Below are 26,236 nucleotides of genomic sequence, written 5' to 3'. Positions count from 1 at the left end.
TCTCCATCTGATAAAGCAAAGACGCACCCACGGCGCGCCGACCAATGCTACAGAATGCCTGCCACCACGGCACAACCGCTTTAGGAGGCTTTTATTGCAAAGTGTGTTGTTCGATGAACTCTGCCGGTACCACGCCTTCACGGCTGACCAGCCGATTGAGCTCCGAGCGCGGCAATCGAACGGCCAGCAAGCTGACACCTTCTTCGTCGTGTTCTTCTTTCTGTACCGCGCCCAACTCGAAAAACTGTGCACGCAGTCGAGCAAAACGCTGGGGCAAGCGCAAGGTGCCGACAAACAAATCGCTGCCGAGCAACTCGGCAATGGCCTGTTCAAGCAACTCAAGACCACTGCCATCACGCGCCGACAGCCAGACCCGCTGGGGCTTGCCGTTCTCATCGCGCTGGATTTGTGGCTCAACGCCCTCAAGCAAATCGAGTTTGTTATAGACCTCGAGGATCGGCAAGTCCTGGGCACCAATCTCACCCAGTACCAGCATCACCTGTTCAATCTGCAACATGCGATCCGGTTCAGCCGCATCGATCACGTGCAACAGCAGGTCGGAATTGCTCGACTCTTCGAGCGTAGACCGAAATGCCTCGACCAGCTTGTGCGGCAAGTGACGAATGAAACCCACGGTGTCGGCCAGGACAATCGGCCCCAGATCGTCCAGATCCAGACGACGCAGGGTCGGGTCGAGGGTGGCGAACAGTTGGTCGGCCGCGTACACGTCCGATTTCGTCACGTTGTTGAAGAGTGTGGATTTGCCGGCGTTGGTATAGCCCACCAGGGACACGGTCGGGATGTCCGCGCGAGAACGGCCACGGCGCGATTGCTCACGCTGGCTACGCACTTTCTCCAGGCGGCCCTTGATCTGGCGCAGACGAACCCGCAGCAGGCGTCGGTCGGTCTCGAGCTGGGTTTCACCCGGGCCGCGCATGCCGATGCCGCCACCTTGACGTTCAAGGTGAGTCCAGCCGCGGACCAAGCGGGTGCTCATGTGGTCAAGCTGGGCCAGTTCAACCTGGAGCTTGCCCTCATGGGTACGGGCGCGTTGGGCGAAGATATCGAGAATCAGACCGGTACGGTCGATCACGCGACACTCGAAGACACGTTCGAGGTTACGTTCCTGACTGGGCGTGAGGACGTGATTGAAGATCACCAGATCGGCTTCTTCGGCGTGGACCAGGTCGCGCAGTTCCTCGACCTTGCCGCTGCCAATCAGGAATTTGGCGGTTGGCCGATGACGCGGCACGTTAAAAAACGCAACGGTCTCGGCGCCGGCCGAATTTGCCAACTCCTGAAACTCCTGCGGATCTTCGCGCGCCTCAGGGTCCTGTCCATCCAAGTGAACGAGAATGACCCGCTCACCACCACCGTGGCGCTCAAAGAACAAAGGAGACTCCTATCAGGCGTTACCTGGCTCAGCGTCAGCTACGTCATCACCGGCGGCGCTAGGCAGACGGATTGGACGAACAGGGACGACTGTCGAGATAGCGTGCTTGTAGACCATCTGGCTGACGGTGTTTTTCAGCAGGATCACGAACTGGTCGAACGACTCGATCGTGCCTTGCAGCTTGATACCGTTGACCAGGTAGATGGAAACCCCCACTTTCTCTTTACGTAAAGTATTCAAGTAAGGGTCTTGTAGCGAATGCCCTTTTGACATGTGCCGCACTCCTTTAAGGATCAATAATAAAAAATCGGAAAATAGATAGCTTATGGCCGTCACACCCCCAAGGATAGACGGCAATTGCAAGGACTCAGCTCAATATGGAGACCGTTCCCAAGTATTTCAAGGCGCGTGACAGATTGTCGCTGTCCAGGCTGTCCAGCCAGTGCAAATCGCTCCAACTGCGCAACCAAGTGAACTGGCGTTTCGCCAATTGGCGCGTGGCAATGATGCCGCGCTCCTGCATTTCGGCTGACGTCAGCTTGCCATCCAGATGATCCCAGACTTGGCGGTAGCCTACAGCACGTATCGAAGGTAACCCTGGATGCAGGTCACCTCTGGAACGCAGAGCTACGACCTCGTCCACAAACCCCTGTTCCAACATAATTGTGAATCTTTGTGCAATTCGATCATGCAGCACCTGGCGATTTGCCGGAGCGATGGCCAGATTCGCCACAGTATAGGGCAATTGTGACGCGCCAGATGCGCCTGCGTCAGCACTTTGCGCACTTTGTTTCAGGCGATGTTCAGTCATGGTCTGCCCGCTCACGCGCCAGACTTCCAGCGCGCGAGTGAGGCGCTGGGGGTCATTGGGGTGAATGCGCGCGGCAGACACCGGGTCCACGGCGGCCAACTGGTCGTGCAGGGCTTGCCAGCCAAGGCGTGCAGCCTCTTCTTCAAGCTCGGCGCGCACTTGGGCATCGGCCGGCGGCATATCTGCCAGACCTTCCTGCAAAGCCTTGTAATAGAGCATCGTACCGCCCACCAGCAGCGGAATATTGCCCCGTGCGGTGATGTCGGCCATGGCCGCCAGGGCGTCGGTGCGGAAATCTGCGGCCGAATAGCTCTGCGACGGATCGATGATGTCGATCAGCTTATGCGGGTATTGGGCCAACAGCTCTTTGGAAGGCTTGGCGGTGCCGATGTCCATGTCCCGGTAAACCAGGGCAGAGTCGACACTGATCAGCTCGCACGGCAGCACTTTGGTCAGCTCGATGGCCAGGTCGGTCTTGCCGGCGGCCGTGGGACCCATCAGAAAAATCGCGGGGGGCAAGGCACTCATCAACGGCCGCGCAAGAACAGTTTGTCCAGATCGTCCAGGCCCATTTGGGTCCAGGTCGGTCGGCCATGGTTGCATTGCCCACTGCGCTCGGTGTTTTCCATGTCGCGCAGCAGGCCGTTCATTTCCGGCAGGGCCAGGCGGCGGTTGGCGCGGATCGCACCGTGGCATGCCATGGTGCCGAGCAGTTCGTTGATATGGGCCTGGACGCGGTCACTGGTGCCGTATTCCATGAGGTCGGCCAGTACGTCGGCGACCAGGCGGTTGGCCTCGGCCTGCTTGAGCAACGCAGGAATCTGGCGGATAGCCAGGGTTTCCGGGCCCAGGCGTTGCAGCTCGAAGCCAAGGCTCTGGAATACGCCGGCGTGTTCTTCGGCGCAATCGGCTTCGCGCTGGCTCACCGCCAGGGACTCCGGCACCAGCAGCGGCTGGCCGCTGAGACCTTCGCTGGCCATGGCGATCTTGAGGCGTTCGTACATGATCCGCTCGTGGGCGGCGTGCATGTCCACCAGCACCAGGCCATGGGCGTTTTCCGCCAGAATGTAGATGCCCTTGAGCTGCGCCAACGCGTAGCCCAGCGGCGGGATATCTCCACCGCCTTCCGGCAAGGCCACAGGCGCGCCCGGCTCGGCACCTGGCAGCGGCGCGAAAAACTCGCGGTAAGCCGCCTGGGCTTCAGCCACCGGGACTGCCGACTGTGGGCGCGGGGTGTACTGGTACTGATAACCCGAGCCGGCGCCGGAGTTCGGCGCGGTATAGGCAGGTTGCGACTGCGGCGATTGCAGCAGGTTGGCCGCCAGGCTCATTTCGCCTTGAGGGCCGAACTCGCCGGCTTCCGGACCACTCGGACGGACCACGGCCGTCACAATCGGCGCAGACAACTGATCATCCGGACGCACATCGCCCAGGGTTCGGTGCAAGGTGCCGTAGAGGAAGTCATGCACCATGCGCCCATCACGGAAGCGCACTTCGTGCTTGGTCGGGTGCACGTTGACGTCCACCACCGACGGATCGACCTCAAAGAACAACACAAACGTGGGGTGGCGCCCGTTGAACAGCACGTCGCGATACGCCTGGCGCACCGCGTGGGCCACCAGCTTGTCGCGCACTGCACGGCCGTTCACAAAGAAGTACTGCAAGTCCGCCTGGCTGCGGGAGAAGGTCGGCAAACCGACCCAGCCCCATAGGCGCAGGCCATTGCGCTCAATTTCAATCGGCAGCGCCTGCTCCAGGAAACCCGGCCCGCAAATCGCCGACACCCGGCGAGCACGCGCGGCGTCATCGTGGGCTTCGTGCAGGCTGAGGATGGTCTTGCCGTTATGCCGCAGGTGGAACGCCACATCGAAGCGGGCCAGGGCCAGGCGCTTGATGACTTCCTGCAGGTGATCGAATTCGGTTTTCTCGGCCTTGAGGAATTTACGCCGCGCCGGGGTGTTGAAGAACAGGTCGCGCACTTCCACCGACGTACCGACAGGATGGGCTGCCGGCTGGACCCGAGGCGCCATGTCGCGACCTTCGGTTTCCACTTGCCAGGCCTGCTCGGCGCTGCGGGTGCGGGACGTCAGGGTCAGGCGCGCCACAGAGCTGATGGACGCGAGCGCCTCACCGCGAAAGCCCAGGCTCATCACCCGCTCAAGGTCTTCCAGGTCGCGAATCTTGCTGGTGGCGTGACGCGCCAGGGCCAGCGGCAGGTCGTCGGACGAGATGCCGCTGCCATCGTCTCGCACGCGCAGCAGCTTGACGCCACCCTGTTCCACGTCGACATCAATGCGCTTGGCGCCGGAGTCGATGCTGTTTTCCAGCAGCTCCTTGATCACCGAGGCTGGGCGCTCCACCACCTCACCTGCCGCAATCTGGTTGGCAAGGCGCGGGCTCAGCAGTTCGATGCGTGAGCCGTTATCCAGGATCGATTCGCTCATTACTGCGCCGCCAATTCGGTGCCGGGGATTGTCAACACCTGGCCGACTTTCAATTCATCGGTCTTCAGGTTGTTGGCGCTGCGCAAGGTAGCAGCCGACACCTGGAAACGCACAGCCAGCATGGCCAGGGTGTCGCCGGGCTGTACGCGATGGTCGCGCGGGCCCTGGGCGATCTTCCCGGAGTCACGCAGCCAGGCGATGTAGGTGCCCGGCGGCGGATTCTGCTGGAAGAACTGGCGCACACCGGCGCTGATGGAACGTGCCAGCGCCTGCTGGTGGCTGCCGGTCGCCAGTTTCGAGGCTTCGTTGGAGTTGGAGATAAAGCCGGTTTCTACCAGGATCGACGGAATATCCGGCGATTTCAGCACCATGAAGCCCGCTTGTTCCACGCGCTGTTTGTGCAGCGGCGTGACGCGACCGATATTGCTCAAGACCTTCTGGCCGACGTTCAGGCTGGAGGTCAGCGAAGCGGTCATCGATAGGTCGAGCAGTACACCGGCGAGCATTTTGTCCTTGTCATCGAGGGACACGTTGCCGGCCCCGCCGATCAAGTCAGAACGGTTTTCACTGTCGGCCAACCAACGCGCGGTTTCAGACGTTGCACCGCGATCCGACAGGGCGAACACCGAGGCGCCAAAGGCTGCAGCCGAAGGCGCGGCGTCGGCGTGGATCGACACGAACAGGTCGGCGCCCTTCTTACGGGCGATTTCGGTACGGCCACGCAACGGAATGAAGTAGTCGCCGGTACGGGTCAGCTCGGCGCGATAACCTTTCATCGCGTTGATCTGGCGCTGCAGTTCACGGGCAATCGCCAGCACTACGTCTTTTTCATGCTGGCCGCGTGAGCCGGAAGCACCGGGGTCTTCGCCGCCGTGACCGGCGTCGATCACCACGATAATGTCACGCTTGCCAGCCGGAGCCGGTGGTGGCGGAGGCAGCTTGACCTGCGGTTGCGACGGGTTGACCGGCACCGCCGGGACCGTCGCGACGCTTGGAGGCGGTGCAGGCGGCGGGTTGGCATCGGCGGCATTGTCGAACAGGTCGACCACCAACCGGTTGCCGTACTGGGCGTTGGGCGCCAGCGAGAAGCTTTTCGGGGTCACGACCTTTTTCAGGTCGATCACCACGCGCAGGTCGGTCGGCGTGCGTTGGGCCGAACGCATGGCGGTAATCGGGGTATTGGCAGTGGACACTTTCAACGGTGCGGCCAAGGTCGCGCCATTGATGTCGATCACCAGGCGATCAGGCGCCGTCAGGGTAAAGACGCTGTGCTGGACCGGGCCAGACAGGTCGAACACCAGTCGCGTGTTATCCGGCGCTCGCCACAGGCGAACACTTTTCACCTGTGAAGCAGCCAGAGCATTGAAAGTCATTGCCGCAAGCAACACCCCCACGACAGCAACCAACGCGCGAAAGCGCATACCTAACCCCACCAATTATTTGAATTCCAATGCCAAAGCGGCGCACCAGGACTGGCCGCGCACGCTCCGGGGCAACAACTTCAACTGACGTCCGTGCTCATGCGGCGTAATGGTAATGGTCATGTCAGGCTTTGGCAAAAAGCCTGTGCCTTTATCTGGCCACTCGATCAGGCACAACGCATCTGCATCGAAGTAATCCCGGATACCCATGTATTCCAGCTCTTCGGGGTCCACCAGACGATAAAGGTCGAAGTGAAAGGCGCGCACTGCACCGATCTCGTAGGGTTCTACCAGGGTGAACGTAGGGCTTTTTACTGCACCCGTATGACCCAATCCTCGGATAATCCCTCGGGACAGCGTGGTCTTGCCCGCCCCCAAATCGCCCTCCAGAAAGATAAGCCCGGCTCCGGCCGTCACCTGCGCAATGCGTTGCCCGAACGCAACCATGGCCTCTTCATCGGCCAAAAAAAGGATTACTTCAGACACGGCGACTGCTCCTCCAGCAATTGACGAATGGCGGGTATCAAGTCGCTGGCAGCCAGCCCACGACCAAAGGTGCCCTGGCGATCGCCCGCCGTGGCGTGCAACCAAACCGCCAGGCAGCTTGCCTCATAGGCCTGCATGCCCTGGGCCAGCAACGCGCCCACCAGACCGGCCAGGACATCACCGAGCCCCGCCGTCGCCATCGCCGGATGGCCTTGGTCACAGCGTGAAACACGCCCGTCCGGGCTGGCAATCAAACTGCCAGCCCCCTTGAGGATAGCCACTGCATTGAATTTCTGAGTCAACGCGCGCGCCACCTTAAGACGATCGGCCTGAACCTCGGCTGTCGAAAGGCCCAACAACCGTGCGGCTTCCCCTGGATGCGGGGTGATCACACAGTTGGCTGGCAAGCTGACGCCACCACTGGCGAGCTGATTCAAGGCGTCGGCATCCCAGACTTGCGGCTGCTTGGCGTTGGCGGCGACGGACAGCAGGCTTTTGCCCCAGGACGCTTCACCCAGCCCAGGCCCGATCACAATGACCGAGATCTTTTCCAACAGGCCCATCAGTTGGTTGGCCGAGCTGACGCCGACGGTCATGACTTCCGGCAAGCGGGCCAACGCGGCTGGCACGTGTTCCGGGCGCGTCGCCAGGGACACCATGCCCGCGCCACTGCGCAAGGCACTTTCGGCGCTCAGCAGGGCGGCGCCACCCAAGCCGCGGTCGCCGCCAATGACCAACAGGTGGCCAAACTGGCCTTTATGGGCGTCCGGGGAACGCGCCGCCAGTTGCGGCAAATGGCCGTGCAACAGGGGCTGTACGTCGGTTATTGCGTGTTTTGTCTGCGGCATGCGTCTTCAAGCTCCGATGTCTGGCAGAATTATACGCATCTAACCTGTGGTTTCCCGTGTCTCATGCCTGCTATTACGTCCGATCTTCCCGCCCTCGCCCAATCGATCAAAGACTGGGGCCGCGAGCTGGGCTTTCAACAAGTCGGCATCAGCGGCCTGGACCTCGCCGAGCATGAGCAGCACCTGCAACGCTGGCTCGACGCGGGCTACCACGGCGAGATGGAGTACATGGGCGCCCATGGCAGCAAACGCTCCCACCCCGATGAACTGGTACCGGGCACCTTGCGCGTGGTGTCGCTGCGCATGGATTACCTGCCGGGCGATACGCAAATGGCCCAATTGCTGGCCAAGCCGGAAAAAGCCTATATCTCCCGTTACGCCCTGGGCCGCGACTACCACAAGCTGATCCGCAAGCGCGTGCAGCAACTGGCCGACCGCATCCAGGCGCAAATCGGACCCTTCGGTTTCCGTGCCTTTGTCGACAGTGCGCCGGTGCTGGAAAAAGCCATCGCCGAAAAAGCCGGGCTGGGCTGGATCGGTAAAAACACCCTGGTCCTCAATCGCAAGGCCGGTAGTTACTTCTTTCTGAGCGAACTATTCGTCGACCTGCCGTTGCCGATCGACGCCCCTCACAGCACCGAACACTGCGGCCGATGCACGGCTTGCCTGGATATCTGCCCCACCAACGCCTTCGTCGGCCCCTATGTATTGGACGCACGGCGCTGTATTTCCTATCTGACCATCGAGCTCAAGAACGCGATCCCCGAGGACCTGCGCCCCCTGATCGGCAACCGCGTGTTCGGCTGCGATGACTGTCAGATCGTATGCCCGTGGAATCGTTTCGCCCGCTCTACCACCGAGAGCGATTTCAAGCCACGCCACAATCTGGATAACGCGGAGCTGGCCGAGCTGTTTATGTGGGACGAGGATAAATTCCTCAGCAGCACCGAAGGCTCACCGCTGCGTCGTGCCGGCTATGAGCGCTGGCTGCGCAATCTTGCAGTGGGCCTGGGCAATGCGCCGTCGAGTATTCCAGTGCTGGAGGCCTTGAAGGCGCGCCGGGATTACCCGTCGGAATTGGTCCGCGAACATGTGGAATGGGCGCTGAACCAGCACGCTACGCGCTAGTGCACGTCGTCGTTATAGACGAACTTGGGCATTTCCCAGTGAAAACGGATCGCCAGCAGGCGCAATAGAAAGCCGCTGAACAGGGTCAGCAATATCGCCTGCTCGCTGGGCAGCTCCAGATATAGGCAAAGCATGTAGAACCAGGCGGCGAGGAACGACACGCTGGCGTACAGCTCGCGGCGGAAGATCAGCGGGATGTCGTTGCAGAAGATGTCGCGCAGGATGCCGCCGAAGACCCCAGTGATCACACCACTGACCGACGCCACCAGCATGCCGTGGCCCATCTCCAACGCGGTCATGCAACCGATCAGAGTGAAGGCCACCAGGCCCACGGCGTCCAGCGCCAGGAACAACGAGCGCAGGCGACGCATCAGCGGTGCGATAAAGATCGTCACCAGTGCGGCAATGGAGGTCAGCACCAGGTATTCCGGGTGTTTGACCCAGGTCAGCGGGTAATGCCCAAGCAGCACGTCGCGCACCGAACCACCGCCCAACGCGGTGACGCAGGCGATCAGCACCACGCCAAACCAATCCATGCCACGCCGTCCAGCAGACAGCGCGCCGGTCATGGCTTCGGCGGTGATGGCGAGGAGGTAGAGCATCAACAGCATGAGGGCGATCCTTGCATTGAGGCCGGCAGTCTAATCATTTGCTGACGGCACCAAAAGGGGGCGTCACGCTTTGATGAAATGCTTGCGGTAATGCTGCAACTCGGCGATCGACTCGCGGATATCATCCAAGGCCAGGTGGGTGCTGCCTTTATGGAAGCTGTCTTTGACTTCCGGCGCCCAACGCGCGGCCAACTCTTTGAGTGTCGACACATCCAGGTTGCGGTAGTGGAAGTAGCTTTCCAGCCCTTTCATGTGGGTATAGAGGAAGCGACGGTCCTGGCAAATGCTGTTGCCGCAGATCGGCGACTTGCCCTTGGGCACCCACTTCTCCAGGAAAGCGATGGTCTCGGCTTCGGCTTCGGCCATGCTGATGCGGCTGTCGCGCACGCGCTGGGTCAGGCCGGAGTTGCCGTGGGTGCGGGTGTTCCACTCGTCCATGGTGGCGAGCACGGCGTCACTGTGGTGGATAGCGATCACCGGACCTTCGGCCAAGGTGTTGAGGTTGCTGTCGGTGACAATGGTAGCCATCTCGATGATGACGTCGGTGTCGGGGTTCAGACCGGTCATTTCCAGATCGATCCAAATCAGGTTCTGTGGGTTTTGCATGGCTTGATTCTCTTGGCACCTTGGCGTAGCTGCGCAGTTTAGCAGGCGGGGGCGTGCTAGACTCGCGACCGTTTTACCCAACCTTTGCATTATCGACACGGAACACCCATGGCCAAACGCCAGCTCAACCGTCGCCAAAACTGGCGCATCGAAAAGATTCAAGGTGAACGCGCCGCTCGCGCCGCCAAACGTGAATCCTCCGCCGTGGAAGCGCTTGAAGGCGGCGACCTGGGCCCTGAACAAACGGGCCTGGTGATCGCGCACTTTGGTGTGCAGGTCGAAGTCGAGGCGCTCGAAGGCGAACTCGCAGGCTCTGTGTTCCGTTGCCACTTGCGCGCCAACCTGCCTGCGCTGGTGACCGGCGACCAAGTGGTGTGGCGTGCCGGCAACCAGGGCATCGGCGTGATTGTCGCCCAATTGCCACGCACCACCGAACTGCGCCGCCCCGACAGCCGTGGCCAGCTCAAGCCGGTGGCGGCCAACGTCGACATGATCGTGATCGTGTTCGCCCCGCTGCCCGAGCCCCATGCCAACCTGATCGACCGCTATCTGGTCGCCGCCGAGCATGCCGGCATCCGCCCGCTGTTGCTGCTGAACAAATTCGACCTGATCGACGAGCAGAACGCCCCGGCGCTGAATGCGCTGCTGGCGGTGTACCGCACCCTGGGTTACCCGGTGCTGGAAGTCTCGGCGCATCACGGCAATGGCATGGAACAGCTGCAACAGCAGTTGGACGGGCGCATCAGCGTGTTTGTCGGCCAGTCGGGCGTGGGGAAATCCTCGTTGGTCAACAGCCTGCTGCCGGAAGTCGAAACCCGTGTGGGCCCGCTGTCGGAACTGTCCGGTCAGGGCACCCACACCACCACCACCGCGCGGTTGTTCCACTTCCCCGGCGGCGGTGAGTTGATCGACTCCCCAGGCATCCGCGAATTCGGCCTTGGCCACGTCAGCCGCAGCGATGTGGAAGCGGGCTTCATCGAATTCAACGACCTGATCGGCACCTGCCGTTTCCGCGACTGCAAACACGACCGCGAGCCGGGCTGTGCATTGCTCAAGGCGTTGGAGGATGGGCGTGTGCAGCAGCAGCGGATGAATAGCTATCGGTCGATTATTGCGAGTTTGCCGGAGAGCAGTTACTGAGCCGCCATGCCTTGATACACATAAAGTAAGGCACAGATCGGCCTAGTCCATTGATTTAACGGGGTTTGGCATCAAGAATTCAGGACAACTGGGCGGCCAGTCGACACGAGCCAGCTTGAATTCGGAATTCCTGATGCGCATAATTGCTCCGTCACCAGCGAAAGCTGGCAGGAGTCTGGATCCTTTTCGGGGTTGATCCAGCGGCGCAGAAGGGGCGAAGCAAGCTCCACTGCGTGTCGAATGAAGCCGCCTTCGGGCGGCTTTGCTTTTTGTGGGGAATTAATAATTGCCTCTTTACTATCACCCCAAACAAGGCGATGTGCTGCTCTGCGACTTCACGCGAGGCTTTGTTGCACCAGAAATGCTGAAGATCCGCAAAGTCGTAGTGATATCCCCGACGGCTCCCCACAACCGCAAGCTCTGCACAGTAGTGCCGATCTCTTCTACCGCTCCCGAGATACAGCATGACTGGCACCATTTACTTCACACCAATCCACTTCTAACTGATGGCTACAAAGAGCTGTGGGTGAAGTGCGACATGATTTACACCGTCAGCTTCGAGCGGCTCGACAAACTCCACAGAAAGACCCGTTCCAAAGGACGAGAGTACTTCGTACCGAGGTTATGTACCGACGACATGCAAGGCGTGATCAGCGGTGTGAAAGCGTATCTTCCGCTCTGACGGATACGAAAACGCCCCAATGAGTTGGGGCGTTTTCACTGACGAAGTTTGTCGAAAAGGGCCTACGACCCGGTACCAGGCACCGTAGGATCCTTCACCCCACCATCATCAAACAGATTCAGCTTCTGGCGCAGTTCATGCGCCGGCAACGGTTCCTGCCCTGGCGGAATGGCGTTCGGGTCAACCGGTACTTCACCCGGCGCCCCCTCACCCTGGGTCGGCGCTGGCGGCGGCTGGTCCCCCTCAATCGCACGCTGGGCCTTCTTGGTCAGCACCACGATATCGATCCGGCGGTTGACCGGGTTGAACGGGTCTTGATGGTCAAACAGCTGCGACGAAGCAAACCCCACCACCCGTGCCACTTGCGGGTCCGGATAGCTGCCGGCGACCAGCGCGCGGCGAGCGGCGTTGGCGCGGTTGGCCGAAAGTTCCCAGTTGCCGAAGTCACCCTGGCCCGCGTATGGCTTGGCGTCGGTGTGGCCACTGATGCTGATCTTGTTCGGCACCGCCTTGATGGTGTCGGCCATGGCCAGCAGGATGTCTTCAAAGTACGGCTTCAAGCGCGCACTGCCAGAGTCGAACATCGGCCGGTTGGCCGCGTCGGTGATCTGGATGCGCAGGCCTTCCGGCGTGATCTCGAAGGAGATCTGGTCCTTGAATTTCAGCAGTTGCGGGTTTTCTTCGACCTTGGTTTGCAGTTCTTGCAGCAGCAGCTCAAGGCGCTCCTGCTCGACCTGTTCGGCCATGGACTCGACCGTGTCGCGCTCGATCGGGATTTTTTCCTGGGGCGACTCGGTCTTGATTTCCGGATTGATGGTGCGCTCAGGTGCCAATTGCGGCGAGCCGCCCAGGTCGATCACGAAGGGCGTGCCGCTTTCCGAGAAACCAATCGGGTCTTTGAAGTAGCCGGCGATGGCGATCTTCTGTTCCGGCGTGGCGGTGGACATCAGCCACAGCACCAGGAAGAACGCCATCATCGCCGTCGCAAAGTCGGCGAAGGCGATTTTCCAGGCGCCGCCATGGTGCCCCGCAGCGAAGCGCTTGACGCGCTTGATGATTATCGGCTGGTTGTTTTCCATGGCTTAGCGACCGCGAACCGCTTGTTCCAGCTCGGCGAAGCTTGGGCGATGTTTCGGGTACAGCACCTTGCGGCCAAACTCCACCGCCAGTGACGGCGGCATGCCGGAAGCCGAAGCGACCAGGCTGGCCTTGATCGATTCGTACAGGTTGATTTCTTCCTTGGCGTCATGGGCCAGGGAGGTCGCAAGCGGACCGAAGAAGCCGTAGGCCGCGAGAATACCGAAGAACGTACCCACCAGTGCCGCACCAACGTGCATGCCGATGGCGGCCTGGTCGCCCTCGCCCAGGGACGCCATGGTCACCACGATACCGAGTACCGCCGCGACGATACCAAAACCCGGCATACCGTCAGCGATGCCGGTCACGGCGTGGGAAGGATGCTCCAACTCTTCTTTGAGGCTGAACAACTCCATGTCGAACAGGCCTTCCAGTTCATGGGGGGCCATGTTGCCGGAGGACATGATGCGCAGGTAGTCGCAGATGTAGGCGGTCATGCGCTCATCTTTGAGCACAGCCGGGTACTTGGCGAAAATCGGGCTGGCGGCGGCGTCTTCGATGTCAGCCTCGATGGCCATCATGCCTTCGCGGCGGCTCTTGTTGAGGATCTCGTAGACCAGGCCCAGAACCTCCAGATAGAAGGTGTGGGTGAAGCGCGAACCGAACATCCCCAGCGATTTCTTGACCACGTGCATAGTCATGTAGCCGGGGTTGGCCTGCAAGAATGCGCCGAACGCCGCACCACCGATGATCAGCACTTCGAAGGGCTGGATCAACGCAGCAATTTTACCGTGGGACAGGACGTAGCCACCGAGCACACTTGCGATGACGACGATGATGCCGATAATTTTAGCCATAGGGGATGAGTACTTGCGCCGTCGGGTTCATGGACATATTGGGTGTAGCAGAAAACTCTTGTTCTACTTATCGGCAAAACTGCGCCAGACTATAGCCCGTTAAGGCGAAAAGCCAGTTCGGCCCGCTCCGGGCGTGTAGACCGCAAGTGATGATCGCGCCCCTATCATGGCTAATGAAACGACAGTCCCAACTGCAAAACCCAACTCTCTCGCTGCTTGGATCAAGCGCCTGGACGATGTGCTGCTGCCTGTGCCCCAGGCCAGCCACGACCGGGTGTGCAAAGGCATCCGCGACAGCCGCAGTTCATTGCGAGATATTGCCGAGCTGATGCAAAGCAGCCCGGCGCTCGTGCTCAGCGTGATGCGCGAGGCCAACAGCCATACCCATGGCAGCCTGGCGGAACCGGCGGAAAACCTCGAAGTGGCGCTCAACCGCCTGGGCCTCAAGCGCGCCGAAGAACTGCTGGCGCGCCTGCCCTCGGTGCCGGCCAACGAGATCCCCGTGGCGTTGCGCCAATTGTTGCTGGTGAGCCAGCACGCTTCGCAGCAAGCCAACGGTTTGTTCGGGAGCCGCCTGGCGCGACTGTGGCAGGACATTCACTGGGGCAGCCTGCTGTTTCTGTCGCCGCTGTGGCCGATGGCGGTCGCCTACCCCAAGCTCCTTGAAGAATGGGAACTGCGGGTGATCCACAAAGGCCAATCGGCGCGCGAGGTCGAGCAGGCGTTGTTCGGCGTGCGCTTGCTGGACCTGTGCGTCGGCCTGACCGAAGCCTGGCACCTGCCGATCTGGGTGTCCCAGGGCTACAAGCTACTGATGAGCGAGCAACGCCTGCTGGTCAAGGCGCTGCACATCGCCCGCGAAGACGACCCATTGCGCCACCAGCAATTACTCGACGCCGAACCCAATCTGCGCCGCTGGTTGAACCAGCCGGCCAACACCGTGCTGCTGGCCAACGGCCTGGCGATGTCGGCCCAGGAATCCTGGACCTGCCCGCACACCGAACGCTGGCAACTCCTCACGGCGCTGTACCTGCAACAGCCTCTGGGCGAGGTACAACAACAGGTTCACCAGCAGGCCGTCACCAGCGCCCGTACCGCCTTGATGCCAGACCTCTGGCACCCGGCGCTGTCGCTGATCTGGCCGTGGCATGTACAAAAGATTCATCGCGGCCTGCTCCCAGCGCCGCCGCCCACCGCCGAGGCCCTGGCCGTGTGGCGCAAACGCTGCACCGAACTGCTGGTGGAGCCGAGTCGCTTTGCCAACGCCATGCACTTGACCACCTGCGCCAAGGAAGCCCTGGTGGCCAGTGGCATGCAGCGGGTCATGCTATTAATGGCTGACCGCGCCATGAGCACCTTGCGTGTGCACCAGGCCGATGGCCTGCCGAAGGATGCGGCCAATTTGAGCCTGGATGTGGTCAACAGCACGTTGCTGCAGCGCTTGCTGGAAAAATCCGCGCAGGTGCGCCTCAACCCGGAAAACCATGCGCAGTTCTCGGCCTTGCTGCCGCCGATCCTGCGTCGCCTGTTCACCGGCGAACACCTGTTGCTGCGCTCGCTGAGCTGCAATGGCAAGGTGGTGATGCTGATGGTGGCCGACCAGGGCGGCGGGCCATTCTCGGAAACCACCGTGCAGGCCTTCGGTAAAACCGCCCAATGCATCGAGAAAGCCCTGCACTGCTTTACCAACCGCAGCGCCTGATGCTTGCGCTACAATCGCCGTCTTTTATCGCCAACATTTGTGCCCAGGAGACCTCACATGCCTGACTTCTCTGGCTTGCCGCTGGTGATCGAATCCAGCGACCTGCTTGGTCGCCTCGATACCGAACACCTGATACTGGTGGACCTTACCAGTGCCGCCCGCTACGCCGAAGGGCATATCCCCGGCGCGCATTTCGTTGACCCCAAGCGCACCCAACTGGGCCAGCCGCCAGCGCCCGGCCTGCTGCCCAACAAGGCTGATCTTGAGAAATTGTTCGGCGAACTGGGCCACACCCCGGACGCCACCTACGTGGTCTACGACGACGAAGGCGGCGGTTGGGCCGGGCGCTTCATCTGGATGCTCGACGTGATCGGCCACCAGAAGTACCACTACCTGGACGGCGGCCTGCTGGCCTGGCTGGAAGAAAAGCACCCGGTCTCGACCGACGTGCCCGCCCCCATCGGCGGTCCGGTCAGCCTCACGTTGCACGATGGCCCCACCGCCACCCGTGAATACCTGCAAAGCCGCCTGGGCGCCGCCGACCTGGGCATCTGGGACGCACGCGGTCCGCTGGAGTATTCCGGCGAAAAGGTACTCGCCGCCAAAGGCGGGCACATTCCCGGCGCAGTGAACTTCGAATGGACCGCCGGCATGGACAAGGCGCGCAACCTGCGTATCCGCCGTGACATGCCGCAGATCCTCGAAAATCTCGGGCTGACCCGCGACAAAGAAATCATCACCCACTGCCAGACTCACCACCGCTCTGGCTTCACCTACCTGGTGGCCAAGGCGCTCGGTTATCCGCGAGTCAAAGGTTATGCCGGTTCCTGGGGCGAATGGGGCAACCACCCCGACACCCCCGTCGAGATTTAAGGTTTAAGGACAGTTATGAAAAAGCAGTTGTTTATCCTCAGCCAGTACTTGCTGCCGCACCACTTGCTGTCGCGCCTGGCCGGCTGCATCGCCGAATGCCGCGTGCGCTGGTTCAAGAATGCCTTCACCACGTGGTTCGCCAAACGTTATCAAGTGGACATGTCCCAGGCCCTGGTTGAAGACGTGACCGCCTACGAGCACTTCAACGCCTTCTTTACCCGCGCCCTGAAAGACGGCGCGCGCCCACTGGATCAAACCCCAGGCGCGGTGTTGAGCCCTGCAGATGGTGCGGTCAGCCAATTGGGCCCAATCGAGCATGGCCGGGTGTTCCAGGCCAAGGGCCACAGTTTCAGCGTGCTGGAATTGCTGGGCGGCGACTCGGCCGTAGCGGCTCCGTTCATGGGCGGTGATTTCGCCACCATCTACCTGTCGCCGAAGGACTACCACCGCGTGCACATGCCGCTGGCTGGCACGCTGCGTGAGATGGTCTACATCCCGGGTCGCATCTTCTCGGTGAACCAGACTACCGCTGAAAACGTACCTGAGCTGTTCGCGCGCAACGAGCGCGTTGCCTGCATTTTCGACACCGAACGCGGCCCGATGGCTGTGGTGTTGGTGGGCGCGATGATTGTGGCGTCGATTGAAACCGTGTGGGCCGGGCTGGTAACGCCGCCGAAGCGCGAGCTGAAAACCTTCCGCTACGACGAGGCTGCACGCGCGCCGATTCATCTGGAGAAAGGTGCAGAGCTGGGTCGCTTCAAGCTGGGTTCGACCGCGATCGTGCTGTTCGGGCCGGATCAGGTGAAGTGGGCTGAAGAGTTGGCCGCTGGCACCCCGGTACAGATGGGCCAAGGCATCGCCGCACCTAAAGCCTGATCGACACAGACCCTGTAGGAGCGAGCTTGCTCGCGAAGAACTCAAGAACACCGCGGGCATCCAGAATGCCCGTGTAATCGTTGACGATTTTCGCGAGCAAGCTCGCTCCTACAGGGGGTGGCGTGACGGCCTAAAGCTGCCCGTCGCGGTCACGGAAGCCCAGCAGATACAGCACGCCATCCAGTCCTAGCGTCGAAATCGCCTGCTTGGCCGACTGCTTCACCAACGGCTTGGCACGGAACGCTACACCCAACCCGGCAACCGCCAGCATCGGCAGGTCATTCGCACCGTCTCCGACCGCAATGGTCTGTTCCAGACGCAAGCCTTCCTTGTGCGCCAGTTCCTTCAGCAAATCCGCCTTGCGCTGTGCGTCGACAATCGGCTCGACCGCCACGCCGGTCACCTTGCCATCCACCACTTCCAGCTCGTTGGCGAACACGTAGTCAATGCCCAGCTTGGCCTGCAGTTGCTTGGCGAAGTAGGTGAAGCCGCCGGACAGGATGGCGGTCTTGTAGCCCAGGCGCTTGAGTTCGGCGAACAGGGTCTCGGCGCCTTCGGTCAGGCGCAGGGAGGCGCCGATGGAGTCCAGCACGCTCACGTCCAGGCCTTTGAGCAGCGCGAGGCGCTCCTTGAAGCTGGCGCGGAAGTCCAGCTCACCGGCCATGGCGCGTTCAGTGATTTCGGAAACCTGCTCGCCCACACCGGCGGCTTTGGCCAACTCGTCGATGACTTCAGCCTCGATCAGCGTGGAGTCCATGTCGAACACCGCCAGACGGCGGTTGCGGCGGAACAACGAGTCCTCCTGGAAGGCGATATCGACATTCAGCTCCTGGGCCACGCTGAGGAACTCGGCGCGCAGGGCTTGCGGGTCGGCCGGTTCGCCGCGCACGGAGAACTCGATGCAACCCTTGCCCTTGTCGGCCGGAGTGTCCAGTGGCATGCGACCCGACAGACGGTCGATATGGTCGATATTCAAGCCGTATTGCGCAGTAATGGAGCTGACGCGCTGCAATTGTTCGGCAGTGACCTTGCGGGTCAGCAGCGTCACGATGTGGCGTTTCTTGCCCTGGCCGGCGACCCATTGCTGGTAGTCCTCTTCGGAAACCGGGGTGAAACGCACCTGTTGATCCAGCTTATACGCCGTAAACAGGATGTCCTTGAGCACCGAAGACGCCTGTTCAGTACTCGGGATCTCGACCAGGATGCCGAAGGACAAGGTGTCGTGGATCACCGCCTGACCGATGTCGAGAATGTTCACACCACCCTGGGCCAGAACACCGGTAATGGCTGCGGTCAGACCTGGGCGGTCTTCCCCCGTGATGTTAATCAGGACAATTTCGCGCAAGGCGCACCCCCAGGCTGGAAAAAAACCGCATTCTACCCACTTTCAGTGACCATCGGGCACAGCCAGCGCTTTGCCGGTCCTAGGGCTGTCGCTATACTGCGCGTCAACTTCACGGACCAAGAGCCGAGCGCAAGTGAACCGGCCCACGCCAGTAAAAACCGATAATTTCTTCCTGCTGATCTTCCGGGCACTGCGCCACCGCCGTGTACCGATCGCATTACGCATCGCCAGCCATAACGTGATCCTGGTCGCCCTGGCCCTGGTGATCTACGCCTGCGTGATGGGTTTGCAGTTCAAACAGGCCATGCACGAGCAAGCCGACGCCCTGGGCGAGAGCTTGACCACCCAGACCGCCACCTCGGCGACTGAGCTGTTGGTGTCCAATGACATCCTCAGCCTCAACGTGCTGCTCAACAACCTGACCAAGAACCCGCTGGTGGCCCACGCCGCCATCTACAGTGTGGACAACCGGATCATGGCCGAAGCCGGGCAGCGCCCGAAAAACGGCCTGTTGGGTGAGGCCGAAGGCCTGTATTCGAGCAATATCACGTTCCAGGACGTGAAGGCCGGCCAACTGCGCATCAGCCTGGACATGCAGCAATTCCAGCAGCCGATGACCATCAGCCTGCAAAGCATGGGCATCTTGAGCGCGATCCTGCTGGCATTGGCCTTGGCCTTGAGCCTGCGCCTGGGTCGACACATCTCTACGCCGCTGATGCAGTTGCGCATCTGGCTGCGCGATATCGACGAACACACCCCGGCCACTGACCGCCAGGATGAGATCGGCGACCTCGCCCGCCAGTTGCACGCCAGTTTCGCCCCGGAACCCGTAGTGCGCGAAGTAGAGCCAGAGCCTGAGTTCGACGAAACAGACTACGACGATGAGCCTGAGTTTGAAGTGCAAGACGCGCCGGTAGCGGGCCTGAAGCCTGCCACCCGCCAGGCGTTCAAAGCCGAAGAAGACGAGCTGGACGAAGAAGACCCCTTCGCCGACCTGCGCGACACCTCGGCCAGCGAACCGGCCGTCGCACCGAAGCCAGTCCCGGTGAAGAACACCGAACCCCAGTTCAGCGCCGTATTGGCTGTGCAACTGGGCGCTCAGGATCAACTGCGTCGCCTGCCCCGTGCACGCCTGACCGAGCTACTGGAACGCTACCGCGACTGCCTCGACCAGGCCGCATCGCTCTACCAGAGCGAACTGCACACCTTGAACGACGGCAGCACGCTGATGCTGTTCCACAGCGAAGACAGTGGCGAAGACTACCTGACCAACGCCATCTGCTGCGGTGAGCTGCTGCGCGCCTTGGGCCATGAATTGCAGATTGAAGTGGCTGACAGTGGCATCACGCTGCAACTGCAGTTGGGCCTGACGGTGAGCGATGACCTGTTTGGCATGAGCCAGATCGACCTGCTGCTCACCGAGAGCGCCCAGGATGCCCTGGCCCTGTCGCAACACAGCCGCAACCTGTTGCTGGTGGAGCGCAAGATCAGTGAAGACACGCTGATCCGCCAGCGCGCACGGATCCGTCCGATTGCCAGCCCAGAGGGTGCAAGCTGTGTGGAGCGGTTGATGGAACCGTATCCCTCGATGCTGGAGCGGCAGTTGGCGCGGATGCACGAGACCCGCAAGCCCTGATCTTATGTAGGAGCCGGCTTGCCGGCGATGAGGCCCTTGAGGCCGGTGGTTATGGTGAGATTGCCATCGCCGGCAAGCCGGCTCCTACAGGTCTACAGCCAACAAAAAGGCCCGCTGAGTCAGCGGGCCTTTTTTGTATCTGCGATTCAGATCAGAACCTGAACACTTCCATATCCGTGCGAATCGGCGTCGCCATTGGCATCTTCGGCTTCTGCGGCTCTGCCGGCTTGGCCTGCGCCGGGGCGCTCTGCTTGCGTGGCGCTTCCGCAATCGGCGGCTGGTTGGCCAATGGCTTGAGGGCCACCGATAGCTGCTGCGCCAGATGTTGCAACAACACGCCCTGGGCCTGGACCTGGGACGCGGTGGTGCCGGTGTGCTGCTCCTGCAGGTGCACGATGCGGTTATCGCGTACCTGGCCACGACGATCGATCAAGCGCCATTGCGCATCGAGAATCGCCGGCTGCGACGCACCGGAGTCAAGACGCGTGATCGTCAACAACACCTGCACATCCGGAGTAAACCCGGTCGGCGCGGGCGCCAGCACCACACGCTGGCTGTCCAGCTGACCTGCGACCTGGCGCAACATCAATTGGTTGATGTCGGAGGACAAGCTGCCCGCCCAACGACCATCGGTGGAACCTTGCAGGCTGCCATCGTTCTGACGTTGCAGCAGTGTTTCGCGTTGCAGGTAGTCGGCGACCACCACCGGGCCCAGCAAGACGGCCATGCCGGCGGTCTGTGCAGGTTGAGCCGGACTTCCGCTGTCCAGCTGGTACAGCGACACCGGTTGATGTGTGCTGCAACCCGCCAGCCCCAAAAGGCCAGCGAGCACAAAAAATAAAGGAAGGCGTGGAGCAGTCATCATCCCATCCAGGTGGCTGCCACAAGGCGAACCACAATGTAATACTAAAAATAACCTAAACACGCTCGGCCACGCCGGCGCTGGAAAGGCCATATCATCCGTGAATATGCGCCATGACTCCAGCGCCAAAGCGTCGATCTACGCGTTAAATCGTAGATCGAGGGCTCTAATACGCGTTAAACCGGCGTTTCCACCAGCAAAGCATCCACGCGCTGGAAGCCGCGAGGCAATTTGTTACCACGCCGACCGCGCTCACCCTTGTAATGCTCAAGGTCGTCAGGACGCAACGACAGGGTACGTTTGCCGGCCTGAAGCACCAACGTCGCGCCTTCCGGGATCACTGCGATGTCGGTCACATACTCTTCGCGACTGGCCACCCGCTCGCCGGGAATGCCAATGATCTTGTTGCCCTTGCCTTTGCCCAACTGCGGCAGGTCGCTGATCTTGAACACCAGCAAACGCCCTTCGGTGGTCACCGAGGCCAGCCAGTTGCTCTCGCGATCGTCCACCGGCCGCGGCAGGATCACCTTGGCGTTGTTCGGCAAGCTCAGCAAAGCCTTACCGGCCTTGTTCTTGGCCTGCAGGTCTTCACCTTTCACCACAAACCCGTAGCCCGCGTCGGAGGCGATCACATATAGCGCATCGTCGTCCGGCAGCAACACACACTCGAAATTCGCGCCTGGCGGCGGCGTCAGGCGCCCAGTCAATGGCTCACCCTGCCCCCGTGCAGACGGCAAAGTGTGGGCGGGCACCGAATAACTGCGTCCGGTGGAGTCGATAAACACCGCAAACTGGTTGGAACGCCCGGCGGCAGCGGTCTTGAAGCCGTCACCCGCCTTGTACGACAAGCCAGTGGCGTCAATATCATGCCCTTTGGCGGAGCGAACCCAACCCTTTTCCGACAGAACGACGGTAATTTTCTCGTTTGGCAGCAACTCGGTTTCTGTCAGCGCTTTCGCTTCTGCGCGCTGCACGATCGGCGAACGACGGTCATCGCCGTAGGTTTCGGCGTCTTTGATCAATTCGCTGCGCACCAGCTTCTTCAGCTTGGCTTCGCTGCCCAGCAGGGCTTGCAGCTTGGCTTGCTCCTTGAGCAGCGCGTCCTGTTCGTCGCGCAGCTTCATTTCTTCCAGTCGCGCCAACTGACGCAAGCGGGTGTCGAGGATGTAGTCAGCCTGAATCTCGCTCAGCTCGAAACGCGCAATCAACTCGGCTTTCGGGTGCTCGGCGGTACGGATGATGTGGATCACTTCATCCAGGTTGAGGTAGGCAATCAGCAAGCCGTCCAACAGGTGCAGGCGACGCTCGACCTTATCCAGGCGGAATTGCAGGCGGCGACGCACGGTGTTGACCCGGAACTCCAGCCACTCCACCAGCAGGTTGCGCAGGTTTTTCAGCTGCGGCTTGCCGTCCAGGCCGATGATGTTGACGTTGACCCGGTAGCTGGACTCAAGGTCCGTGCTGGCAAACAGATGCTGCATCAGCACTTCGTGGTCGACCCGGCTGTTAGTCGGAATGATCACGATACGGCACGGGTTTTCGTGGTCGGATTCGTCACGCAGGTCGGCAACCTGCGGCAATTTCGACGGTTTGGCCTGCATCAGCGCGGCAATCTGCTCCAGCACCTTGGCGCCAGACACCTGATGCGGCAACGCGGTGACGATAATGTCGCCATCTTCGATGTGGTACACGGCGCGCATGCGCACCGAGCCCTTGCCGGTTTCGTACATCTTCAGCAGGTCGGCGCGCGGCGTGATGATTTCCGCTTCGGTCGGGTAATCCGGCCCCTGGATGTGCTCGCAGAGCTGTTCTACCGTGGCTTTCGGCTCATCGAGCAAGCGCACGCAGGCGGTGGCGACTTCACGCAGGTTATGCGGCGGCACGTCAGTGGCCATACCCACAGCAATACCGGTGGTGCCATTGAGCAGGATGTTCGGCAAACGTGCCGGCAACACCAGCGGCTCGTCGAGGGTGCCGTCGAAATTAGGCCCCCAGTCCGCAGTACCCTGCCCCAGTTCGCTCAGCAATACTTCCGAATAACGCGACAGGCGCGCCTCGGTGTAACGCATGGCGGCGAAGGACTTGGGATCATCCGGCGCACCCCAGTTGCCCTGGCCGTCTACCAGTGTGTAGCGGTAGCTGAACGGCTGCGCCATCAGCACCATGGCTTCGTAGCAGGCGGAATCGCCGTGGGGGTGGAACTTACCGAGCACGTCACCGACGGTACGCGCCGACTTCTTGTGCTTGGAATCGGCGTCCAGGCCCAACTCACTCATGGCGTAGATAATGCGCCGTTGTACGGGCTTGAGGCCGTCGCCGATATGCGGCAAGGCACGGTCCATGATCACGTACATGGAGTAGTTGAGGTAGGCATTTTCGGTGAAGTCAGCCAGCGACCGGCGTTCTACGCCATCTAAGCTGTCTGCGAGGATGTCACTCATGCGGGCCTCATCATGGTCGGGTAAGGTGCTGCGCAACTGCTGCTGCACCGGGTCAATTCAAAAAAACAGGGGCTCATGGGCGAGCGCTCCAGCCACCGGCAGGGGCGGCGAAACGATAGACCACGGGGCGCTTTTCACCATCGGCACGCGGGCCGAAATTGTTGTCGATGCCCAGCCAGGCACCGTCGGCGTCCACCACCAGGGCTTCGGCCAGGCCATAGGGCTGAGGATAACGCCGCTCGGGCGTCAGGGTCTCGTCGGCAAACGACCAGCACAGTTCGACCTTGGCCGTGACCGCATCACGCCGGCAAATCTGGAACGCATTGCGCTCCAGGGTAAACAGCTTACCGTTGAACAGCGCCAGGTCGGCGAAGTCCTTGGACACCGCCTTGGGGTTCGGGAACTGGGCCGGTTGCACTTCCTGGCCGGCTTCGCTCAACAATACACAGGGGCCATCACAATCCCACAGACTTTGCGGACGCTTGATCGAAATTAGCCCGCGTCGTTCGCGCTCGGCTGCCAGCCAAATCTGATTGCCTTCGGGATTGATCGCTAGGCCTTCAAACAAGGCGTTGAAGTGCAGCAACATGCCACTGGCCCGCGCTTCACGCACCATGCCCGGCGCGATCTTCAACCACTCAGGCGCGCCCGTCACTGGCACTTGCAGCACCGCCGCATGGGCTTCGCTGACTATGTAGCGGTTGCCGGCGGCATCGCAGGTGATGCCTTCAAAGTCCAAATCGCCACCGCGAATGAACGATGCGGCCTTGGTGCGCGAACGCAAACCCCACGGCAGCCCGGATTCCGGCACCGGTGGCACGTCGATCTTTACCGCCTCGACCTGCCAGGTCGGCGCGCTGATATCCAGGCGGTAGATCTGGTCGTCATCACGGTCGGAAACCGTCCACAACTCCTTGCCACACACGGCCAGGCCCGACAGGTTGCCACCGCGCATGCCGTCCACCGGGTGTTCGGACACCAGTTTCAGCTCAGCCACGGGCGCGGCAACCACTTGGCTAGCCAACCCGCTCAACATCAGGATCGCCAGGGCGAAACCTGTGCGCATCAGCCCAGAACCTCGGCCAGGTTGCCTTTGGACTCCAGCCAGGACTTGCGGTCCGGCGCGCGCTTCTTCGCCAGCAGCATGTCCATCATTTCCGAGGTGGCGGCGTAGTCTTCCAAGGTCAACTGCACCAGGCGCCGGGTATTCGGGTCCATGGTGGTTTCGCGCAACTGCGGCGGGTTCATTTCACCCAGGCCTTTGAATCGCGTGACCTGTGGCTTGCCGCGTTTCTTCTCGGCGACCAGGCGATCGAGGATGCCATCGCGCTCGGCTTCATCCAGGGCGTAGTAAATCTCCTTGCCCAGGTCGATCCGGTACAACGGCGGCATCGCAACGTAGACGTGACCGGCATCCACCAGCGGGCGGAAGTGCTGCACGAACAGCGCGCACAGCAGCGTGGCGATGTGCAGGCCGTCGGAGTCGGCGTCGGCGAGGATACAGATCTTGCCGTAGCGCAGCTGGCTCATGTCCGCTGCGCCTGGGTCAACGCCAATGGCCACGGCGATGTTGTGCACTTCCTGGCTGGCCAGGACTTCGCTGCCATCGACTTCCCAGGTGTTGAGGATCTTGCCGCGCAACGGCAGGATCGCCTGGAACTCCTTGTCCCGCGCTTGCTTGGCGGAACCGCCGGCGGAGTCACCCTCCACCAGGAACAGCTCGGAGCGCATCGGGTCTTGCCCGGCGCAATCGGCCAGCTTGCCGGGCAATGCCGGGCCCTGGGTGATGCGCTTGCGCTCGACCTTCTTGCTGGCCTTCAGGCGACGACCGGCGTTGTTGATCGCCAACTCCGCCAGGGCCAAGCCCAATTCAGGATGCTCGTTGAGCCACAGGCTGAAGGCATCCTTGACCACGCCGGAGACAAACGCCGCCGCCTCGCGGGACGACAGACGCTCTTTGGTCTGGCCGGAGAACTGCGGCTCCTGCATCTTCATCGACAGCACGAACGCGATGCGCTCCCACACGTCTTCTGGCGCCAGCTTCACGCCGCGCGGCAGCAGGCTGCGGTATTCGCAGAATTCGCGCATGGCATCCAGCAAGCCCTGGCGCAAACCGTTGACGTGGGTGCCGCCCTGGGCCGTCGGGATCAGGTTGACGTAGCTTTCCTGCACGCTGTCGCCACCTTCCGGCAACCACAGCAGCGCCCAGTCCACCGCTTCTTTATTACCGGCCAAACTGCCGCAGAACGGCTCGTTGGGCAGGCGCTCGAAGTCGCTGACGGAGTCTTCCAGGTACGAACGCAGGCCGTCTTCATAGTGCCACTCGACCTTCTCACCGGTGCCTTTGTCTTCAAAGGTCACCAGCAGGCCTGGGCACAGTACAGCCTTGGCCTTGAGCACGTGCTTGAGGCGGCTGATGGAGAATTTCGGCGAATCGAAGTATTTCGGATCCGGCGCAAAGTACACGCTGGTGCCGGTGTTGCGCTTGCCAACGGTGCCGATCACTTCCAGATCGGTGGCTTTGTAGCCATCGGCGAAGGTCATCTGGTACTCGTTGCCGTCGCGCTTGACCTTGACCCGCACCAGCGTCGACAAGGCGTTGACCACCGAAATACCCACACCATGCAGGCCGCCGGAGAACTGGTAGTTCTTGTTGGAGAACTTGCCACCCGCATGCAGCTTGGTGAGGATCAGCTCAACGCCGGGTACACCCTCTTCCGGGTGGATGTCCACCGGCATGCCGCGACCATCGTCGGACACTTCCAGGGAGTGGTCAGCGTGGAGAATGACATGCACCGACTTGGCGTGACCGGCCAGGGCTTCGTCGACGCTGTTGTCGATGACTTCCTGGGCAAGGTGGTTCGGCCGACTGGTGTCGGTGTACATGCCGGGGCGTTTGCGCACCGGGTCGAGGCCCGAGAGGACTTCGATGGCGTCGGCGTTATAAGAGCTAGCGCTGGGAGTGGCCATGGGGTCTCGTCGTGAGTCGTTCGATTA

Annotated in this window: 23 protein-coding genes; 7 read left to right on the top strand and 16 right to left on the bottom strand. The window is 61.4% G+C overall.

Annotation, left to right across the window (positions count from 1 at the left end):
- Positions 1 to 91: 91 nt before the first annotated feature.
- The 7 genes from hflX to CI807_RS09280 all read right to left on the bottom strand — a co-directional run bounded on the left by hflX (position 92) and on the right by CI807_RS09280 (position 7,403).
- Positions 92 to 1,393: a ribosome rescue GTPase HflX gene (hflX, locus tag CI807_RS09310; RefSeq protein ID WP_010213610.1), complete on the bottom strand. Its 1,302-nt coding sequence runs from the start codon at positions 1,391 to 1,393 to the stop codon at positions 92 to 94.
- Between the two features lie 12 nt (positions 1,394 to 1,405).
- Positions 1,406 to 1,666: an RNA chaperone Hfq gene (gene hfq, locus CI807_RS09305; RefSeq protein ID WP_034105706.1), complete on the bottom strand. Its 261-nt coding sequence runs from the start codon at positions 1,664 to 1,666 to the stop codon at positions 1,406 to 1,408.
- A 94-nt stretch (positions 1,667 to 1,760) separates the two neighbouring features.
- Entirely contained in the window at positions 1,761 to 2,732 is a 972-nt protein-coding gene (miaA, locus tag CI807_RS09300) for a tRNA (adenosine(37)-N6)-dimethylallyltransferase MiaA (RefSeq protein ID WP_095014472.1), read from the bottom strand.
- Positions 2,732 to 4,648: a DNA mismatch repair endonuclease MutL gene (mutL, locus tag CI807_RS09295; protein WP_095014471.1), complete on the bottom strand. Its 1,917-nt coding sequence runs from the start codon at positions 4,646 to 4,648 to the stop codon at positions 2,732 to 2,734. The genes miaA and mutL overlap by 1 nt, the downstream gene beginning before the upstream one ends.
- Positions 4,648 to 6,069, bottom strand: a complete 1,422-nt coding sequence (locus CI807_RS09290) for an N-acetylmuramoyl-L-alanine amidase (protein ID WP_095014470.1) — start codon at positions 6,067 to 6,069, stop codon at positions 4,648 to 4,650. Before CI807_RS09290 ends, mutL begins: the two co-directional genes overlap by 1 nt.
- A gap of 15 nt (positions 6,070 to 6,084) precedes the next feature.
- Complete coding sequence (tsaE, locus tag CI807_RS09285; protein ID WP_095014469.1) at positions 6,085 to 6,555, bottom strand: tRNA (adenosine(37)-N6)-threonylcarbamoyltransferase complex ATPase subunit type 1 TsaE; 471 nt, start codon at positions 6,553 to 6,555, stop codon at positions 6,085 to 6,087.
- Positions 6,543 to 7,403, bottom strand: a complete 861-nt coding sequence (locus tag CI807_RS09280; RefSeq protein WP_095014468.1) for an NAD(P)H-hydrate dehydratase — start codon at positions 7,401 to 7,403, stop codon at positions 6,543 to 6,545. The genes tsaE and CI807_RS09280 overlap by 13 nt, the downstream gene beginning before the upstream one ends.
- 63 nt (positions 7,404 to 7,466) lie before the next feature.
- Here CI807_RS09280 and queG point away from each other — a divergent pair, with 63 nt between their 5' ends.
- Entirely contained in the window at positions 7,467 to 8,531 is a 1,065-nt protein-coding gene (gene queG / locus CI807_RS09275) for a tRNA epoxyqueuosine(34) reductase QueG (RefSeq protein ID WP_095014467.1), read from the top strand.
- Here queG and CI807_RS09270 read toward each other — a convergent pair.
- Both CI807_RS09270 and orn read right to left on the bottom strand, forming a co-directional pair.
- Entirely contained in the window at positions 8,528 to 9,142 is a 615-nt protein-coding gene (locus CI807_RS09270) for a trimeric intracellular cation channel family protein (RefSeq protein WP_016976898.1), read from the bottom strand. The two genes, queG and CI807_RS09270, sit on opposite strands and share 4 nt — an antisense overlap.
- A gap of 63 nt (positions 9,143 to 9,205) precedes the next feature.
- A complete protein-coding gene (gene orn, locus CI807_RS09265; RefSeq protein ID WP_003171343.1) occupies positions 9,206 to 9,748 on the bottom strand; it encodes an oligoribonuclease in 543 nt (180 codons plus the stop codon).
- A 108-nt stretch (positions 9,749 to 9,856) separates the two neighbouring features.
- Here orn and rsgA point away from each other — a divergent pair, with 108 nt between their 5' ends.
- Both rsgA and CI807_RS09255 read left to right on the top strand, forming a co-directional pair.
- Complete coding sequence (gene rsgA / locus CI807_RS09260; protein WP_016976897.1) at positions 9,857 to 10,888, top strand: small ribosomal subunit biogenesis GTPase RsgA; 1,032 nt, start codon at positions 9,857 to 9,859, stop codon at positions 10,886 to 10,888.
- Positions 10,889 to 11,174: 286 nt separating this feature from the next.
- Complete coding sequence (locus CI807_RS09255; RefSeq protein ID WP_095014466.1) at positions 11,175 to 11,570, top strand: type II toxin-antitoxin system PemK/MazF family toxin; 396 nt, start codon at positions 11,175 to 11,177, stop codon at positions 11,568 to 11,570.
- A gap of 62 nt (positions 11,571 to 11,632) precedes the next feature.
- Here the strand turns inward: CI807_RS09255 and motB are convergent, their stop codons facing one another.
- The gene (gene motB, locus CI807_RS09250) at positions 11,633 to 12,649 is read right to left on the bottom strand and encodes a flagellar motor protein MotB (protein WP_016976896.1); all 1,017 of its coding nucleotides are present in this window, start codon (positions 12,647 to 12,649) and stop codon (positions 11,633 to 11,635) included.
- Between the two features lie 3 nt (positions 12,650 to 12,652).
- A complete protein-coding gene (gene motA, locus CI807_RS09245) occupies positions 12,653 to 13,504 on the bottom strand; it encodes a flagellar motor stator protein MotA (protein WP_016976894.1) in 852 nt (283 codons plus the stop codon).
- A 166-nt stretch (positions 13,505 to 13,670) separates the two neighbouring features.
- Here motA and CI807_RS09240 point away from each other — a divergent pair, with 166 nt between their 5' ends.
- The 3 genes from CI807_RS09240 to asd are packed head-to-tail and all read left to right on the top strand — an operon-like array spanning position 13,671 to position 16,955.
- Positions 13,671 to 15,206 carry an HDOD domain-containing protein gene (locus tag CI807_RS09240; RefSeq protein ID WP_095014465.1) on the top strand — a complete coding sequence of 512 codons (1,536 nt, stop codon included), beginning with the start codon at positions 13,671 to 13,673 and terminating at the stop codon, positions 15,204 to 15,206.
- 57 nt (positions 15,207 to 15,263) lie between these two features.
- Complete coding sequence (locus CI807_RS09235) at positions 15,264 to 16,079, top strand: rhodanese-like domain-containing protein (RefSeq protein ID WP_095014464.1); 816 nt, start codon at positions 15,264 to 15,266, stop codon at positions 16,077 to 16,079.
- Between the two features lie 15 nt (positions 16,080 to 16,094).
- On the top strand, positions 16,095 to 16,955 hold the full coding sequence (asd, locus tag CI807_RS09230) for an archaetidylserine decarboxylase (protein WP_095014463.1): 861 nt from the start codon (positions 16,095 to 16,097) through the stop codon (positions 16,953 to 16,955).
- 130 nt (positions 16,956 to 17,085) lie between these two features.
- Here asd and serB read toward each other — a convergent pair whose 3' ends face one another.
- Positions 17,086 to 18,300 (bottom strand): phosphoserine phosphatase SerB, encoded by a 1,215-nt coding sequence (gene serB, locus CI807_RS09225; protein ID WP_095014462.1) that lies wholly within the window; start codon positions 18,298 to 18,300, stop codon positions 17,086 to 17,088.
- 133 nt (positions 18,301 to 18,433) lie between these two features.
- On the opposite strand from serB, the gene CI807_RS09220 reads away from it, so the two are divergent.
- Entirely contained in the window at positions 18,434 to 19,936 is a 1,503-nt protein-coding gene (locus tag CI807_RS09220; RefSeq protein WP_095014461.1) for an AhpA/YtjB family protein, read from the top strand.
- Between the two features lie 151 nt (positions 19,937 to 20,087).
- Here the strand turns inward: CI807_RS09220 and CI807_RS09215 are convergent, their stop codons facing one another.
- The 4 genes from CI807_RS09215 to parE all read right to left on the bottom strand — a co-directional run bounded on the left by CI807_RS09215 (position 20,088) and on the right by parE (position 26,209).
- Positions 20,088 to 20,798, bottom strand: a complete 711-nt coding sequence (locus tag CI807_RS09215) for a membrane integrity-associated transporter subunit PqiC (protein WP_025999682.1) — start codon at positions 20,796 to 20,798, stop codon at positions 20,088 to 20,090.
- A 176-nt stretch (positions 20,799 to 20,974) separates the two neighbouring features.
- Positions 20,975 to 23,239 carry a DNA topoisomerase IV subunit A gene (parC, locus tag CI807_RS09210; RefSeq protein ID WP_028615499.1) on the bottom strand — a complete coding sequence of 755 codons (2,265 nt, stop codon included), beginning with the start codon at positions 23,237 to 23,239 and terminating at the stop codon, positions 20,975 to 20,977.
- 73 nt (positions 23,240 to 23,312) lie between these two features.
- On the bottom strand, positions 23,313 to 24,305 hold the full coding sequence (locus tag CI807_RS09205) for an esterase-like activity of phytase family protein (protein WP_095014460.1): 993 nt from the start codon (positions 24,303 to 24,305) through the stop codon (positions 23,313 to 23,315).
- Positions 24,305 to 26,209, bottom strand: a complete 1,905-nt coding sequence (parE, locus tag CI807_RS09200) for a DNA topoisomerase IV subunit B (protein WP_016975625.1) — start codon at positions 26,207 to 26,209, stop codon at positions 24,305 to 24,307. Before parE ends, CI807_RS09205 begins: the two co-directional genes overlap by 1 nt.
- Positions 26,210 to 26,236 lie beyond the last annotated feature (27 nt).

Source organism: Pseudomonas sp. NS1(2017), assembly GCF_002269425.1.
GTDB classification, from domain to species: Bacteria; Pseudomonadota; Gammaproteobacteria; order Pseudomonadales; family Pseudomonadaceae; genus Aquipseudomonas; species Aquipseudomonas reactans.
This window is presented reverse-complemented; position numbering and strand designations above follow the sequence as displayed.

Bases quoted from the DNA above. Each gene is read 5' to 3' on its own strand.
- hfq (WP_034105706.1), bottom strand. From the start codon at position 1,666: ATGTCAAAAGGGCATTCGCTACAAGACCCTTACTTGAATACTTTACGT.
- miaA (WP_095014472.1), bottom strand. From the start codon at position 2,732: ATGAGTGCCTTGCCCCCCGCGATTTTTCTGATGGGTCCCACGGCCGCC.
- mutL (WP_095014471.1), bottom strand. From the start codon at position 4,648: ATGAGCGAATCGATCCTGGATAACGGCTCACGCATCGAACTGCTGAGC.
- CI807_RS09290 (WP_095014470.1), bottom strand. From the start codon at position 6,069: ATGCGCTTTCGCGCGTTGGTTGCTGTCGTGGGGGTGTTGCTTGCGGCA.
- CI807_RS09280 (WP_095014468.1), bottom strand. From the start codon at position 7,403: ATGCCGCAGACAAAACACGCAATAACCGACGTACAGCCCCTGTTGCAC.
- queG (WP_095014467.1), top strand. From the start codon at position 7,467: ATGCCTGCTATTACGTCCGATCTTCCCGCCCTCGCCCAATCGATCAAA.
- CI807_RS09270 (WP_016976898.1), bottom strand. From the start codon at position 9,142: ATGCTGTTGATGCTCTACCTCCTCGCCATCACCGCCGAAGCCATGACC.
- orn (WP_003171343.1), bottom strand. From the start codon at position 9,748: ATGCAAAACCCACAGAACCTGATTTGGATCGATCTGGAAATGACCGGT.
- rsgA (WP_016976897.1), top strand. From the start codon at position 9,857: ATGGCCAAACGCCAGCTCAACCGTCGCCAAAACTGGCGCATCGAAAAG.
- motB (WP_016976896.1), bottom strand. From the start codon at position 12,649: ATGGAAAACAACCAGCCGATAATCATCAAGCGCGTCAAGCGCTTCGCT.
- motA (WP_016976894.1), bottom strand. From the start codon at position 13,504: ATGGCTAAAATTATCGGCATCATCGTCGTCATCGCAAGTGTGCTCGGT.
- CI807_RS09240 (WP_095014465.1), top strand. From the start codon at position 13,671: ATGGCTAATGAAACGACAGTCCCAACTGCAAAACCCAACTCTCTCGCT.
- CI807_RS09235 (WP_095014464.1), top strand. From the start codon at position 15,264: ATGCCTGACTTCTCTGGCTTGCCGCTGGTGATCGAATCCAGCGACCTG.
- asd (WP_095014463.1), top strand. From the start codon at position 16,095: ATGAAAAAGCAGTTGTTTATCCTCAGCCAGTACTTGCTGCCGCACCAC.
- CI807_RS09215 (WP_025999682.1), bottom strand. From the start codon at position 20,798: ATGACTGCTCCACGCCTTCCTTTATTTTTTGTGCTCGCTGGCCTTTTG.
- parC (WP_028615499.1), bottom strand. From the start codon at position 23,239: ATGAGTGACATCCTCGCAGACAGCTTAGATGGCGTAGAACGCCGGTCG.
- CI807_RS09205 (WP_095014460.1), bottom strand. From the start codon at position 24,305: ATGCGCACAGGTTTCGCCCTGGCGATCCTGATGTTGAGCGGGTTGGCT.
- parE (WP_016975625.1), bottom strand. From the start codon at position 26,209: ATGGCCACTCCCAGCGCTAGCTCTTATAACGCCGACGCCATCGAAGTC.